The 14,015-nt window shown below is 62.5% G+C and carries 15 protein-coding genes; 13 read left to right on the top strand and 2 right to left on the bottom strand.

Features of this window, described 5'->3' with window-relative positions:
- Position 1 precedes the first annotated feature (1 nt).
- A complete protein-coding gene (locus tag IB272_RS15415; protein ID WP_192444552.1) occupies positions 2–1,105 on the top strand; it encodes an aminopeptidase P family protein in 1,104 nt (367 codons plus the stop codon).
- A 59-nt stretch (positions 1,106–1,164) separates the two neighbouring features.
- Here the strand turns inward: IB272_RS15415 and IB272_RS15410 are convergent, their stop codons facing one another.
- Positions 1,165–1,416, bottom strand: coding sequence for a hypothetical protein (locus tag IB272_RS15410; RefSeq protein WP_060520335.1), 252 nt, complete (start codon positions 1,414–1,416; stop codon positions 1,165–1,167).
- Between the two features lie 146 nt (positions 1,417–1,562).
- Here IB272_RS15410 and IB272_RS15405 point away from each other — a divergent pair, with 146 nt between their 5' ends.
- The 12 genes from IB272_RS15405 to IB272_RS15350 all read left to right on the top strand — a co-directional run bounded on the left by IB272_RS15405 (position 1,563) and on the right by IB272_RS15350 (position 13,207).
- Positions 1,563–2,279, top strand: a complete 717-nt coding sequence (locus IB272_RS15405; RefSeq protein ID WP_060605244.1) for a FadR/GntR family transcriptional regulator — start codon at positions 1,563–1,565, stop codon at positions 2,277–2,279.
- Positions 2,276–3,448 carry a PLP-dependent transferase gene (locus IB272_RS15400; protein ID WP_192444550.1) on the top strand — a complete coding sequence of 391 codons (1,173 nt, stop codon included), beginning with the start codon at positions 2,276–2,278 and terminating at the stop codon, positions 3,446–3,448. Before IB272_RS15405 ends, IB272_RS15400 begins: the two co-directional genes overlap by 4 nt.
- 69 nt (positions 3,449–3,517) lie before the next feature.
- Complete coding sequence (locus tag IB272_RS15395) at positions 3,518–4,780, top strand: sugar ABC transporter substrate-binding protein (protein ID WP_060582988.1); 1,263 nt, start codon at positions 3,518–3,520, stop codon at positions 4,778–4,780.
- Between the two features lie 146 nt (positions 4,781–4,926).
- The gene (locus IB272_RS15390) at positions 4,927–5,862 is read left to right on the top strand and encodes a sugar ABC transporter permease (RefSeq protein ID WP_051659467.1); all 936 of its coding nucleotides are present in this window, start codon (positions 4,927–4,929) and stop codon (positions 5,860–5,862) included.
- Between the two features lie 4 nt (positions 5,863–5,866).
- Positions 5,867–6,700, top strand: a complete 834-nt coding sequence (locus IB272_RS15385) for a carbohydrate ABC transporter permease (protein ID WP_060520333.1) — start codon at positions 5,867–5,869, stop codon at positions 6,698–6,700.
- A gap of 11 nt (positions 6,701–6,711) precedes the next feature.
- Positions 6,712–7,779: a sn-glycerol-3-phosphate ABC transporter ATP-binding protein UgpC gene (gene ugpC, locus IB272_RS15380; protein WP_034798909.1), complete on the top strand. Its 1,068-nt coding sequence runs from the start codon at positions 6,712–6,714 to the stop codon at positions 7,777–7,779.
- Between the two features lie 204 nt (positions 7,780–7,983).
- Positions 7,984–8,370 carry a cytochrome c family protein gene (locus tag IB272_RS15375; protein WP_034798911.1) on the top strand — a complete coding sequence of 129 codons (387 nt, stop codon included), beginning with the start codon at positions 7,984–7,986 and terminating at the stop codon, positions 8,368–8,370.
- Positions 8,371–8,610: 240 nt separating this feature from the next.
- Positions 8,611–9,453: a cytochrome c oxidase subunit II gene (locus IB272_RS15370; RefSeq protein ID WP_034798913.1), complete on the top strand. Its 843-nt coding sequence runs from the start codon at positions 8,611–8,613 to the stop codon at positions 9,451–9,453.
- Between the two features lie 155 nt (positions 9,454–9,608).
- Entirely contained in the window at positions 9,609–11,387 is a 1,779-nt protein-coding gene (ctaD, locus tag IB272_RS15365) for a cytochrome c oxidase subunit I (protein ID WP_060582986.1), read from the top strand.
- Entirely contained in the window at positions 11,384–12,088 is a 705-nt protein-coding gene (locus IB272_RS15360; protein ID WP_034798917.1) for a cytochrome c oxidase subunit 3, read from the top strand. The genes ctaD and IB272_RS15360 overlap by 4 nt, the downstream gene beginning before the upstream one ends.
- 12 nt (positions 12,089–12,100) lie before the next feature.
- A complete protein-coding gene (locus tag IB272_RS15355; protein WP_034798919.1) occupies positions 12,101–12,823 on the top strand; it encodes a heme-copper oxidase subunit III family protein in 723 nt (240 codons plus the stop codon).
- 9 nt (positions 12,824–12,832) lie between these two features.
- Positions 12,833–13,207: a cytochrome C oxidase subunit IV family protein gene (locus tag IB272_RS15350; RefSeq protein ID WP_034798923.1), complete on the top strand. Its 375-nt coding sequence runs from the start codon at positions 12,833–12,835 to the stop codon at positions 13,205–13,207.
- Between the two features lie 48 nt (positions 13,208–13,255).
- Here IB272_RS15350 and IB272_RS15345 read toward each other — a convergent pair whose 3' ends face one another.
- The gene (locus tag IB272_RS15345) at positions 13,256–14,014 is read right to left on the bottom strand and encodes an ATP-binding cassette domain-containing protein (protein WP_112976603.1); all 759 of its coding nucleotides are present in this window, start codon (positions 14,012–14,014) and stop codon (positions 13,256–13,258) included.
- Between the last annotated feature and the right edge of the window lies 1 nt (position 14,015).

Genomic DNA, 14,015 nt, shown 5'->3' with positions numbered 1-14,015 from the left:
CATGAAGGAACTCACCAAGAGCCGTTTTGCAGCACTCCGCCGCACGATGGCCGAAAGCAATGTCGGCCTCGTCGCGTTGGCGCCGGGATCGCATATGGATTGGCTGATCGGCTACCATCCGCATCCCGACGAACGCCCGTGCCTACTGCTCATCGGCCCGGAGAAGGAAGCGTTCCTGATGCCGGCGCTCAACGCCGAAGGCACGCGCGAGCACACCGACATCGCCTTCCACAACTGGGCCGATGACGTTGGCCCGAGCGACGCCCTGACCGCAGCGCTTGCCGATGTCGGCGCCGCAAAGCCCGGTCGCGTCGTGCTCGACGAAACCATGCGCGCCGATTTTGCGCTGCTGCTGATCGATGCGCTGCCCGCCGATACCGCGCGCGAATTCACCCCGGCGACGCTCGGCGCACTCCGCATGCGCAAGGACAAGAGCGAGTACGCGCTTCTGAAGATGAATGCCGGCATCGCCGATCGCGCCATGCAGGCGGCATTCTCCAAGATCCGCCCGGGCATGACCGAGAAGGAACTGGCCGCCGACATCCGCGCGCACTTCGCCTCGGAAGGTGCGGCACCGGCCTTCTGGATCGTCGGCGCCGGCGGCAACGGCGCCTTCCCGCATCACTCCGCCAGCGAGCGGGTGATCGAGGAAGGCGATGCCGTCGTTATCGACATCGGCGGCCGCAAGCAGGGCTTCCCGAGCGACATTACGCGCATGGCGATCGTCGGCCGCGCGCCCGAAGGCTACGGGCAGATCCACACGATCGTCGAAAGGGCCGTCCAGGCGGCACTGAAGGCGGCTCGCCCGGGCGTGCTCGCCAAGGAGGTTGATGCCGCTGCCCGCAAGGTGATTTCGGACGCCGGTTATGGCGAGTACTTCGTCCACCGCACCGGCCACGGCATGGGCATCGACGGCCACGAGCCGCCCTATATCACCGCGACCTCGGAAACCGTGCTCGAAGAAGGCATGGTCTTCTCGATCGAGCCCGGCATCTATCTCCCCGGCCGCTTCGGCATCAGGCTCGAGGATATCGTTATCCTCCGGGAGGATGGGCCGGAGGTTCTTTCCTCGCTCCCCCGCGACGTTCACGTCGCGAAGGTCTGATCAAAGTTGCGGCGCCCCAAGGCGCCGCTTCTCTTTGCGCTCTTCGTCGAGCCCTGCGGCTATTGAACCGGCCGCTTGCGCGGCTTCGCGAGCTCGCTCCCCTTCTTGCCGGGTTGTTTCTTGTAGACGGGCTGCTGCTGCTCGACCGGTGGCCAGATCCAGTAATAGCCATAGGGCTTGCGCTGGATCCCCTCGTAATACTCGCCCTTCCGCGTCCGCATCTGAGCCTCGGCATCCCCCGCAGCCGCCACCATGACGAAGAACGCGCCGAGCACGGCTGCGACCACGAACTGATATTCCGATTTCATCATCACCAGAGCTCCTTGCCTCCCTTGTCTACGCCTGAGGCGGGCGGGGTCAACAGTTGTGCGTCTATCAGTTCTTGCTTGACGACCCCAACTGGCTTGATCATATTGGTGAGATGTCAGACCAATTTGGCCTCTGGGGAGGGAGCCGAATGAATGAACCGGCAAGAGCGGCACTGATGCCCCTGCCCCCGGCCGACCGGGCTCAGCAGGTGATTGCCGCGTTGGCTGACTACATCGAACAATCGGGCCTGAAACCCGGCGAACGCCTGCCGGCCGAGCGCGAGCTGATGACGGCGCTGGTCGTCGGCCGCTCCACGATCCGTGAGGTCATTCGCCACTTCCAGGCACTCGGCGTCGTCGAGGCGCGCAAGGGCAGCGGCACCTATCTCTTGCGCACGATCTCCGGCGCGACCGTCCATATGCCGCTCACGCTCGACGCGGCGCACCTGCGCGACGTGCTGTTGATGACGCTCGAAGTGCGCCGCGGCATCGAGGTCGAGGCCAACATGGTCGCCGCCCGCCGGCGAACCGAAGACGACCTGAAGGTCATCGAAATCAGGCTCAACGAAATGGAGCGCGTGCATATCGCCAAGGGCACGTCGGGGCCGGAAGACCTGGCCTTTCATCTGGCGATCTACGACGCCACCCACAATCCGCTCTTTCGCCAGCTGCTGGAACAGATGCGCGAGGCCTTCGAGCGCTTCTGGGACCATCCTTTCGACCGAACGGACTTCGCCCGTCGCTCCTTCCCGTTCCACCGCACCCTCTTCAACGCGATCGCTGCTCAGGACCCTGAGACCGCGCGCGAAGAAACGCTGAAAATCCTCGCGATCGTCGAGGAAGACATCAAGGAAATGTCCAAATGACCAACGGCCTCGATCCGTTCGACCACGCCTCGCTGATCGTCGCGCATGACGAAGGCCACGCCTTCGACGCCGTCGTGCCGCCGATCGTGCAGACCTCGCTCTTCACCTTCAAGGACTATGACGACATGGTCGCCTCCTACCGGGGCGAGCGCGTGCGGCCGATCTATACCCGCGGCCTCAACCCGACTGTGCGCATGTTCGAGGAGATCCTGGCGAAACTCGAAGGCGGCGAGGACGCGATCGGTTTTGCGAGCGGCATGTCGGCGATCTCCTCGACCGTGCTTTCCTTCGTCGAGCCGGGCGACCGGATCGTTGCCGTCAACCATGTCTATCCCGATGCCTTCCGCCTGTTCGGCACGCATCTGAAGCGCATGAAGATCGAAGTGACCTATGTCGACGGCCGCGACGAGGAAGCGGTCGCCAAGGCGCTGCCCGGCGCCAAGCTCTTCTACATGGAAAGCCCGACGAGTTGGGTAATGGACACCCACGACGTCGCTTCCCTTGCCCGCCTGGCGAAGGACCAGGGCATCATCACCGCGATCGACAACAGCTGGGCGAGCCCGATCTTCCAGCAGCCGATCTCGCTCGGCGTCGATCTCGTCATCCATTCGGCCTCGAAATATCTCGGCGGCCACTCGGACGTCGTCGCCGGCGTCGTCACCGGATCGAAGGAACTGATCGGCCGCATCCGTTCCGAAGCTTATCCCTATCTCGGCGGCAAGCTTTCTCCCTTCGACGCCTGGCTCTTGATCCGCGGTCTGCGTACCTTGCCGATCCGGATGAAGTCGCACGAGCGCTCGGCGCTTGAAGTCGCGCGCCGCCTGCAGGCTCACCCGCTGGTCGAGACCGTCTGCCACCCCGGCCTTGGCAACACGTTGCCGCCGGGCCTTTCCGGCACCTCCGGCCTCTTCTCCTTCATCTTCCGCGAGGGCGTCGACGTCAGGCGCTTCGCGGACCATCTCGAACTCTTCAAGCTCGGCGTGTCCTGGGGCGGGCATGAAAGCCTCATCGTGCCGGGCGAAGTCGTGCTGTCGCAGAAAGCCCAGCCCAATTCCGCGGCCGCCTTCGGCATCTCGCCGCGATCGGTACGGCTCCATGTCGGTCTGGAGGGAACGGAGGCCCTCTGGAGCGATCTCGAAGCGGCGCTCGCCGTCGCTTCGACTGACTGACTGGAGCGGGATGAGGATCCCGGTCCGCCCACTTTGAACCAAAACCAACGAAGAAAAGAGGGAACAGAAATGAAGAAACTGATCACTGCCACGCTTCTCGCCAGCCTCATGGCTGGAAGCGCGCTCGCCGACACCAAACTGAAGCTCGTCGAGGTCATCACCAGCCCCGAGCGCACCGAGACGCTGAAGTCGATCGTCGCCAAGTTCGAGGCCGCCAACCCCGGCACGACGGTCGAGATCATCTCGCTGCCCTGGGGCGAAGCCTTCCAGAAGTTCGCGACCATGGTTTCAGCCGGCGAACTGCCTGACGTCATGGAAATGCCCGACACCTGGCTGTCGCTCTATGCCAACAACGGCATGCTCGAAAGCCTCGAGCCCTACCTCGCCAAGTGGGAACACACCGGCGGCCTGACGGAACGCGCGCTCGAACTCGGCCGCGACGTCAACGACACCGCCTACATGCTGCCCTACGGCTTCTATCTGCGCGCCATGTTCTACAACAAGAAGCTCTTGTCGGAAGCCGGCGTCAACGAGCCGCCAAAGACCATGGACGATTTCGTCAAGGCGTCCGAAGCCGTCTCGAAGCTTCCGGGCAAGTCCGGCTACTGCCTGCGCGGCGGCCCGGGTGGACTCAACGGCTGGGTCATGTTCGGCGCCACCATGGCCGGCAGCAACACCTTCTTCAATGAGGACGGCACCTCGACCATGAACGGCGAAGGCTGGGTCAAGGGCCTCACCTGGGTGATCGATCTCTACAAGAAGGGGCTGGCGCCGAAGGACAGCGTCAACTGGGGCTTCAATGAAATCGTCGCCGGTTTCTACAGCGGCACCTGCGCCTTCCTCGACCAGGACCCGGATGCTCTGATCGCGATTGCCGAGCGCATGAAATCGGAAGACTTCGGCGTCACCACCATGCCGAAGGGCCCGAGCGGCAAGGCTTTCACAACCATCGGCTTTGCCGGCTGGTCGATGCTGTCGGCAAGCCAGAACAAGGACCTCTCCTGGAAGCTGATCGAGACGCTCGAAGGGCCGGAAGGCAACATCGAGTGGAACAAGCGCACCGGGGCGCTTCCGGTACACAAGTCGGCCGAGAAGGATCCCTTCTATGCCAGCGCGCAGTTCAAGGGCTGGTTCGACGAACTTGCCGACAAGGACGTCGTCCTGACTGTGATGCCGACCTACCTCGAGGAATTCGCCTTCTTCAAGGACTCGCTTGCCATCAAGACGACCCAGGAAGCCTTGCTCGGCGATATCACGCCGCAGCAACTCGCCGACCAGTGGGCCGACTACCTCACCAAGGCACAGCAGAAGTTCCTCGCCAGCAAGAAGTAAGCTTTTGGCCGGCGGCGGTTCGCCGCCGCCGGCCCTCATAACTCTTTGAGCGGAATGAAGTGTGCGCGGTCTCCGCCCTTCCCGCTCCGACCTAGAATCGAGGCACGCCCGAAAAACCGGCGGCCGCACAGGGGAAATTTCGATCGATGGCCTATGTCGCCCGCCAAAGCGGCCTGCCGGCAAGCAGGACGCCGCTGAAGAAGCGCATCGCCGATGGCGCCGCACCCTATCTCTATAGCGCGCCGGCGCTGATCCTGATCGTCACCGTGATGCTGGTGCCGCTGGTGCTCGGCGTCTCCTACGCCTTCCGCGATATCCAGCTCCTGAACCCGTTCTCCGGCGCCTATATCGGTCTTGATCATTTCCGGGCGCTGTCCGAGGACCAGGCCTTCTATCGGGCGTTGCGCAATACGCTCTGGTGGACCGGTGCCTCGGTCTTCTTCCAGTTCGTTTTCGGTCTGATCCTCGCATTGCTGCTCGACAAGCCCTTCTACGGCCGCGGCCTCGCCCAGGCGCTCGTCTTCCTCCCGTGGGCGGTGCCGAGTTTCCTCGCCGGCCTTAACTGGGCCTGGCTGTTCAATCCGGTCGTCGGCCCCCTGCCGCACTGGCTCTTCGGCCTCGGCATCATGAGCGAACCGAACAACATCCTGTCCGACCCGCAGCTTGCCATGTGGGGGCCGATCATCGCCAATGTCTGGTGGGGCATACCCTTCTTCGCCATCACGCTGCTAGCAGCCCTTCAGGCGATCCCCCGCGACCTCTACGAGGCCGCCAGCATCGACGGCGCCGGCCCAGTGCAACGTTTCCTGTCGATCACGCTCCCCTTCCTTGCGCCGACGATCGCCATCACCATCCTCTTGCGCACCGTCTGGATCTCCAACTTCGCCGATCTCATCATCGTCATGACCAATGGCGGACCGGCCGACCGCACCCAGATCGTCGCCAGCTACATCTTCACCCAGGCCTTCAAGCGGCTGGATTTCGGTTACGCCTCGGCGATCGCGCTCGTGCTCCTGGCGCTGCTGCTCGCCTATTCGATGCTGATCGTCATCCTGCGGCAATGGCTCCTGAGCAAGGATTGAACCGATGCGCGCCAAACCTCTTTTCCTCATGATCGCGCACCGGCTGGCAATCCTTGCCTACATCGCGTTTGCGCTCTTCCCGCTCTACTGGCTGCTGAAGGTCGCCGTCACGCCCAACGATCTGCTCTACTCCGAAGGCATTCGAATGTGGCCGTCGCGCGCCAGCCTTGAGCACTTCGATTTCGTGCTCCGCCACAGCGCCTTTCCGGTGTTTTTCAAGAACAGCCTGATCGTCTCGGGTTCCACCGCCGTCATCGTCACCATCCTCGCCTCGCTCTCGGGCTACGCCCTGTCGCGCTTCAATTTCCGCGGCAAGTACTGGCTGGTGGCGCTGATGCTCCTGACGCAGATGTTCCCGCTGGTCATGCTGGTGGCGCCCATCTTCAAGATCCTCTCGCCGCTCGGGCTGACCAACAGCCTCACCGGCCTTGTCATCGTCTACACCGCCTTCAACGTACCGTTTGCCACTTTCCTGATGCAGTCGTTCTTCGACGGCATCCCGAAGGATCTGGAGGAGGCCGCGATGATCGACGGCGCCACCCAATTCGTCGCCTTCCGCCAGATCATCCTGCCGCTGACGCTGCCCGGCATTGCCGCAACGCTCGGCTTCGTCTTCACCGCAGCGTGGAGCGAGCTACTGTTCTCGCTGATGCTGATCTCCGGCAACGATCAGGCGACGTTCCCCGTCGGGCTTCTGTCCTTCGTGTCGAAGTTCTCCGTCGACTTCGGGCAGATGATGGCCGCCGGCGTGCTCGCGCTCATCCCCGCCTGCCTCTTCTTCCTGCTCATTCAACGCTATCTCGTCCAGGGCCTCACGGCCGGCGCGGTCAAAGGCTGAGGATTGTTCTCATGGCTTCCATCGATATCGCCAATATCCAGAAATCCTACGGCATCCACCCGGTCCTGCACGATGTTGACCTGAAGATCGGCGACGGCGAGTTCGTCGTGCTCGTCGGCCCGTCAGGTTGCGGCAAGTCCACGCTTCTGCGCATGATCGCCGGGCTCGAAAGCGTGACCTCGGGCGAAATCCGCATCGCCGGAAAACGCGTCAACGAACTGGCCCCGAAGGACCGCGACATCGCAATGGTGTTTCAGTCCTACGCGCTCTATCCGCACATGTCGGTCGCCAAAAACATGAGCTACAGCCTGAGGCTGAGGAAGGTCGCCAAGGAAAAGATCGCAAGCGTCGTCTCGGGCGCTGCCGCCAAGCTCGGTCTCGACCCGCTGCTCGAACGCCGCCCCCGTGCACTTTCGGGCGGACAGCGCCAGCGCGTCGCCATGGGCCGGGCCATCGTGCGCGAACCCAAGGCGTTTCTCTTCGATGAGCCGTTGTCGAACCTCGACGCGCGCCTCCGCGAACAGATGCGCGCCGAGATCAAGAAGCTGCACAAGGACTTGGGCGCCACATCGATCTACGTCACCCACGACCAGATCGAGGCGATGACGCTCGCCGATCGCATCGTCGCCATGAACGGCGGCTTCGTCCAGCAGGTCGGAAGCCCTCTTGATCTCTATGACCGCCCGGCCAATCTCTTCGTGGCCGGCTTCATCGGGTCGCCCGGCATGAACTTCTTCGAGGGAACCTATCGCAACGGCACCGCCCCGCGCTTCGAGACCGAAGGCGGCATCATCGTTCCGGCCCAGCCGCATCCTGCCTTGACGGACGGCGCCAGGGCGACGCTCGGCATCCGGCCGGAGCATGTCGAGATCGGCGTCGAAGGCCCGGATGCGCTGAAAGCCAATGTCGACCTGGTCGAACCGACGGGCTTTGGCATCATCCTGCACCTCTCCTTCGGCCGTGCCGGCTTCAAGGCGTTTACCAACGACCGCCGGTTCCTCAACGTTTCCGGCTCGCTGCCCGTACGCCTGCCGGTCGAGCGGCTGCACTTCTTCAACGCCGACGGCAATCGCGTCTGAGCGCCGGCAGCGACATGGCGAAAATTTAGGCGCATCCGGCAAACCGGCCGGCTGCGCCGGTTGACTTCCACAAAGCGAGGCGTACCGTCGTCGTGTCGCAAGTATCAACCGCCGTGGCGCCAACTTAAGAGAAGCAAGCACCGCCAAAACGACAGATTGACGATAGCCTTCCTTGCCTGCGCCCGGCGATATTGAGGAAGTGTCATGCGAATTCTTGTTGTTGCCCTTGCCTTTTCGACAACGATGCTCTGTCCGTTCGCTGCCCTGTCGCAAGAGGGCGATGCGGCCGCCGGAGCCACCGTCTTCAAGAAATGCGCCGTCTGTCATGTGGCCGACAGCGACACCAACAAGGTTGGGCCATCGCTCAACCATCTGTTCGGACGAACGGCAGGCACTCATGCCGACTTCAGCTACTCACCGGCGATGATCGATGCCGGCAAGGGTGGACTCGTCTGGGATGAGGCGCATCTGCGCGACTATCTGCACAATCCAAGGACCAAGGTGAAAGGCACGAAAATGGCCTTTGCCGGTTTGAAAGATGATACGGATATCTCCAACCTCATCGCCTATCTCAAGCAGTATTCGCAGTAACCTGCGGAGACTAGACGCAACCGCTGCTCGCACGGAGGCGGCGAATTGCGACTGTTCGACGTTCGTGTAATAATTGCAGCTACAGCACCGCATGTCTGACCAGATGCGCAAAGGTCGCTGTAGAACTTTGAATTCCTGCATGTTTTGCCGTTTGATCGGCGACGATTAACGGAAACATGCAGAAGGCTCTACGGATTGCGTATTCATGCCCACAGCCGCCAGCGGCGAGGAGGGACAGAAATGGCCGTGGTAGTTGTTCTGGTTTTGGTGGCCGTCGGTTCGGTGTTGTTCCATCTGTTGAGCCCATGGTGGTGGACGCCGATCGCGTCCAACTGGAATTACATAGACAATACGCTCATCATCACCTTCTGGATTACCGGCGTCGTCTTCGTCGCCGTCGTGCTTTTCATGGCCTATTGCGTCCTGCGTTTTCGGCATCGCCCGGGAAACCGGGCGGCCTATGAACCGGAAAACAGGAAGCTCGAAGGGTGGCTTGCCGGCGGCACCACGCTCGGCGTCGCCGCCATGCTCACCCCCGGCCTTTTCGTCTGGCACCAGTTCGTGACCGTGCCGGATGGTGCGGCGGAGGTAGAAGTCGTCGGCCAGCAATGGTTGTGGAGCTTCCGGCTGCCCGGCGCCGACGGCAAGCTCGGTACGTCGGAGACCCGCGACATCACGCCTGAAAATTCGCTCGGCCTCAATCGCAACGATGCGGCCGCCCTCGACGACGTCGTCATCGAAGGCGGCGAGCTGCATCTGGAGGTCGGCAAGCCGGTCAAGATCCTGCTGCGATCGGTCGACGTGCTGCATGATTTCTACGTGCCGGAGTTCCGCGCCAAGATGGACATGGTGCCGGGCATGGTCACCTATTTCTGGCTGACGCCGACGCGCACCGGCACGTTCGAAGTGCTGTGCGCGGAACTCTGCGGCACCGGTCACCCACAGATGCGCGGCACCGTCGTCGTCGACAGTGCCGCCGATTATCAAGCCTGGCTCTCGCAACAGACGACATTCTCGCAATTGCAGGCAAAGGCAGGAACGAAAGAAACGGCGCAGGCAGTGAATGCCGCCCCGGCGCAATAACACGCGCCCCGACGGCCAAAGCGGGATGAGGAAAAGTGCTCGCGATATCCGCCCGCATCCCGCTCGTGAGGAGACGCAATTCCATTGTTGGACGTGCGGAATTGCAGGTTCAAGGCGTTGGATCGAGATGATCCGGTGTTGGGAGGTTCTCGCAGATGGTCGATATCCGGTCAGGCACGGGCGAACAGATTGGCCCCGCGGAAGTGGAGGACGTGGAGCTCTATCATCCCCATAGCTGGTGGACGCGTTATGTCTTCAGCCAGGATGCGAAGATCATCGCCGTGCAATATGCCTCGACCGCGATCGCCATCGGCATGGTCGCCCTCGTGCTCTCCTGGCTGATGCGGCTGCAGCTCGGCTTTCCCGGCGCCTTCGCCTTCATCGATGCGGAACGCTACTACCAGTTCATCACCATGCACGGCATGATCATGGTGATCTATCTGTTGACTGCGCTCTTCCTCGGCGGCTTCGGCAACTACCTGATCCCGCTGATGCTCGGCGCGCGCGACATGGTCTTCCCCTATGCCAACATGCTGAGCTACTGGCTGTATCTGCTGGCCGTCCTCGTGCTCGTCGCGAGCTTCTTTGCACCCGGCGGGCCGACCGGCGCCGGCTGGACGCTCTATCCGCCACAGGCAGTACTTTCCGGCACGCCCGGCGGCAAGGACTGGGGCATCATCTTGATGCTCTCCTCCCTCATCCTCTTCGTCATCGGCTTTACCATGGGTGGCCTCAACTATGTCGTCACCGTGTTGCAGGGGCGCACGCGCGGCATGACCTTGATGCGCATGCCGCTCACCGTCTGGGGCATCTTCACGGCGACGGTGATGGCGCTTCTCGCCTTCCCCGCCCTCTTCGTCGCCTGCGTCATGATGCTGTTCGACCGGGTGCTCGGCACCAGCTTCTTCATGCCGGCGATCGTCGAGATGGGCGAGCAGCTGCAGCATGGCGGCGGCAGCCCGATCATGTTCCAGCACCTCTTCTGGTTCTTCGGCCATCCGGAGGTCTACATCGTCGCCCTGCCCGCCTTCGGCATCGTCTCCGATCTCATCAGCACCCACGCCCGCAAGAACATCTTCGGCTACCGCATGATGGTCTGGGCGATCGTCATCATCGGCGCGCTCTCCTTCATCGTCTGGGCGCACCACATGTATGTCAGCGGCATGAACCCCTATTTCGGCTTCTTCTTCGCCACCACCACCCTGATCATTGCCGTGCCGACGGCAATCAAGGTCTACAACTGGGTGCTGACGCTCTGGCGCGGCGACATCCACCTGACGCTGCCGATGCTGTTCGCGCTGGCCTTCATCGTCACCTTCGTCAATGGCGGGCTGACCGGTCTGTTCCTCGGCAATGTCGTCGTCGATGTGCCACTCTCCGACACGATGTTTGTCGTCGCCCATTTCCACATGGTCATGGGCGTTGCGCCGATCATGGTGATTTTCGGGGCGATCTATCACTGGTATCCGAAGATCACCGGCCGCATGCTCAATCAGGCGATGGGGCAGATCCACTTCTGGGTCACCTTCGTCGGCGCCTATCTGATCTTCTTCCCGATGCACTATCTCGGGCTGATCGGCATGCCGCGCCGCTACTATGAGATGGGCGAGACCGCCTTCGTGCCGGCATCCGCCCATACGCTCAACGAGTTCATCACCATCATGGCGCTGATCGTCGGCGCCGCCCAGATCGTCTTCCTCTTCAATCTCATCTGGAGCATCCGCCACGGCCGCGAGGCCGGCGGCAACCCCTGGCGGGCAACGACGCTCGAATGGCAGACGCCGGAAACGCCACCGCGGCATGGCAATTGGGGCAAGGACCTGCCGGTCGTCTACCGCTGGCCCTATGACTACAGCGTGCCGGGTGCAGCGGAAGATTTCATTCCGCAGACTGAGCCGGGTTCCGTAGGCCACGCGCCGGAGGGGGCCTCATGAACGTCACCCTCGTCTTCCTGGCGGTGATCTTCGCGATCGCCGCCTGGTGGCTCAGCCGGCAGCGGCTGTTCTCGAAACCCTGGCTGGAGGTCGGCCACGCCCACGACCCCCGCCCGCGCGGTAGGCCTTCGATCCCGCCTGCAAAAATCGGCCTTGGCGTCTTCCTTGCTGTCGTCGCCGCGCTCTTCTCTCTCTTCATCAGCGCCTACTTCATGCGCATGGCCTCCACCGACTGGTGGTCGACGCCGATGCCGAAGATCCTCTGGCTGAACACCGCCATCCTTGCGCTTGGCAGCCTGCTTCTGCATGCGGCCCGCGTCACTGCCGAACAGCATCGTGACGAGGCGAGCCGCACGGCGATGATCGCAGCGCTTGCCGCCGGTCTCGCCTTCCTCGCCGGCCAGGTCTTTGCCTGGCGGGAGTTGACCGACGCTGGCTTCCTGCTCGCCGACAATCCGGCCAACAGCTTCTTCTACATGATCTCGGGCATGCATGGCCTGCACATCCTCGGCGGCCTGTTCGCGCTTACCCGGGTCATCGTCAAGACGCGCACCGGCCCGATGGGCGAAAAGGCCGTGCTGTCGATCACGCTCTGCGCCACCTACTGGCATTTCATGCTGGCCGTATGGCTGGTGCTTTACGCGCTCTTTTCCGGCTGGGCCAACGACTTCGTCGAGCTCTGCCGGTCGCTCTTGACTTGAAGGAGGCAAGGCATGTCCGCCGAGACACATTCGCCTGTCCGAGAACCGCTCCATCGCCCCGCGGGACTTGCCGGCTTTGCCGCCGACTGGGCCTCCGACCAGCGGACGTTCAAGAACGTCTCCTGGGGCAAGGCGATGATGTGGATCTTCCTCTTGAGCGACACCTTCGTCTTCGGCTGTTTCCTCATCGCCTACATGTCGGCGCGCATGTCGACCGCCGTTCCCTGGCCCAATCCGAGCGAGGTCTTCGCCCTGCACATCGGCGGCTCGGACGTGCCGCTGATCCTGATCGCCATCATGACCTTCGTGCTGATCACCTCAAGCGGCACGATGGCCATGGCCGTCAATTTCGGTTACCGGCGCGATCGCAAGAAGACCGCTCTGCTGATGCTGCTGACCGCCCTTTTCGGCGCCACCTTTGTCGGCATGCAAGCGTTCGAATGGACGAAGCTGATCACCGAGGGCGTGCGTCCCTGGGGCAATCCTTGGGGTGCTGCCCAATTCGGCTCGACCTTCTTCATGATCACCGGCTTCCACGGCACCCACGTCACGATCGGCGTCATCTTCCTGCTGATCATCGCGCGAAAAGTCTGGCGCGGCGATTTCGACACTGAACGGCGTGGCTTTTTCACGAGCCGAAGAGGACAATACGAGATCGTCGAGATCACCGGCCTCTACTGGCACTTCGTCGACCTCGTCTGGGTCTTCATTTTCGCATTCTTCTATCTGTGGTGAGGCATGGCCATGACGGAAACGACTGTTCACACCCACGCGGCACCGGCAGCAAAAGTAGAAGGCCACGCACAAACGCACCAGCAACACCCGATCGGTCTTTATCTGGTCGTCTGGCTGCTGCTCTTCGTGCTCAGCACCTTCTCCTACCTCGTCGACTATGTCGGGCTGCAGGGTTATCTCCGGTGGTCGCTGATCCTGATCTTCATGGTACTGAAGGCAGGGCTGATCGTCGCGATCTTCATGCACATGGCCTGGGAACGGCTGGCGCTGATCTACGCGATCCTGCTGCCGCCGCTGCTGGTGCTGGTCTTCGTGGCGCTGATGGTCTCGGAATCGCACTACGTGCTCTTCACCCGCCTCACCTTCTTCGGCGCCGCACCATGATTGCCAACCGGCGCCGCCCCAATGGCGGCACCGCTGGACACATCCGCCTCAGTGTTGCTGAAGCCCGGTGATCATCGCGATGATCTCGTTTTTGTCGGTCTTGGCCGTCTCACGGATGCCGATCTGCTTGCCGCGGCGCAGAACGCAGATGCGGTCTGCGAGCTTGAACACCTGATCGAGGCTATGGCTGATGATCAGTACGCCGATGTTGCGGCTTTTCAGCGATTCGACGATCTCCTCGACCTTGGCGGTTTCGGCAACGCCGAGTGCTGCCGTCGGCTCATCGAGCAGGATCAGCTTGCTCGCCCAATGGGTGGCGCGGGCAATCGCGACGCCCTGGCGCTGGCCGCCCGAGAGGTCGCGGATCGTCGCATGGGCCGAGGGGATGCGGACATCCAGTTCCCTCACTAGCGTTTCCGTCTCGGAAATCATCCGGCGACGGTCGAGCAGGCCGAAACGGTTTACCGGCTCGCGGCCGAGAAACATGTTCATATAGACCGTCTGCTGGTCGGCAAGTGCCAGATCCTGATAGACGACCTCGATGCCATGGGCGCGCGCCATCGTGGCGTTCGACATCGCCACGGTCTGGTTTTCGATGGTGATCGTTCCCGAGGTCGGCGTGTAAACGCCGGAGATGATCTTGATCAGCGTCGACTTGCCGGCGCCGTTGTCGCCGACGAGCGCCACGATCTCGCCCGGACGGACGTCCAGCGAGAAGTTCTCGATCGCGGTGACGCCGCCAAAGGTCTTGCGGATGTCCTTCAGCTTCAGGACCGGCTCTGCTGCAGCACTAACGTTCGCGTTCATG

Origin of the sequence: Ensifer sp. ENS08 (genome assembly GCF_014852195.1) — a bacterium.
GTDB lineage: Bacteria > Pseudomonadota > Alphaproteobacteria > Rhizobiales > Rhizobiaceae > Ensifer > Ensifer adhaerens.
This window is presented reverse-complemented; position numbering and strand designations above follow the sequence as displayed.

Coding starts and splice junctions, on each gene's coding strand:
- IB272_RS15415 (WP_192444552.1), top strand. CDS start 2: ATGAAGGAACTCACCAAGAGCCGTTTTGCAGCACTCCGCCGCACGATG.
- IB272_RS15410 (WP_060520335.1), bottom strand. CDS start 1,416: ATGATGAAATCGGAATATCAGTTCGTGGTCGCAGCCGTGCTCGGCGCG.
- IB272_RS15405 (WP_060605244.1), top strand. CDS start 1,563: ATGAATGAACCGGCAAGAGCGGCACTGATGCCCCTGCCCCCGGCCGAC.
- IB272_RS15400 (WP_192444550.1), top strand. CDS start 2,276: ATGACCAACGGCCTCGATCCGTTCGACCACGCCTCGCTGATCGTCGCG.
- IB272_RS15395 (WP_060582988.1), top strand. CDS start 3,518: ATGAAGAAACTGATCACTGCCACGCTTCTCGCCAGCCTCATGGCTGGA.
- IB272_RS15390 (WP_051659467.1), top strand. CDS start 4,927: ATGGCCTATGTCGCCCGCCAAAGCGGCCTGCCGGCAAGCAGGACGCCG.
- IB272_RS15385 (WP_060520333.1), top strand. CDS start 5,867: ATGCGCGCCAAACCTCTTTTCCTCATGATCGCGCACCGGCTGGCAATC.
- ugpC (WP_034798909.1), top strand. CDS start 6,712: ATGGCTTCCATCGATATCGCCAATATCCAGAAATCCTACGGCATCCAC.
- IB272_RS15375 (WP_034798911.1), top strand. CDS start 7,984: ATGCGAATTCTTGTTGTTGCCCTTGCCTTTTCGACAACGATGCTCTGT.
- IB272_RS15370 (WP_034798913.1), top strand. CDS start 8,611: ATGGCCGTGGTAGTTGTTCTGGTTTTGGTGGCCGTCGGTTCGGTGTTG.
- ctaD (WP_060582986.1), top strand. CDS start 9,609: ATGGTCGATATCCGGTCAGGCACGGGCGAACAGATTGGCCCCGCGGAA.
- IB272_RS15360 (WP_034798917.1), top strand. CDS start 11,384: ATGAACGTCACCCTCGTCTTCCTGGCGGTGATCTTCGCGATCGCCGCC.
- IB272_RS15355 (WP_034798919.1), top strand. CDS start 12,101: ATGTCCGCCGAGACACATTCGCCTGTCCGAGAACCGCTCCATCGCCCC.
- IB272_RS15350 (WP_034798923.1), top strand. CDS start 12,833: ATGACGGAAACGACTGTTCACACCCACGCGGCACCGGCAGCAAAAGTA.
- IB272_RS15345 (WP_112976603.1), bottom strand. CDS start 14,014: ATGAACGCGAACGTTAGTGCTGCAGCAGAGCCGGTCCTGAAGCTGAAG.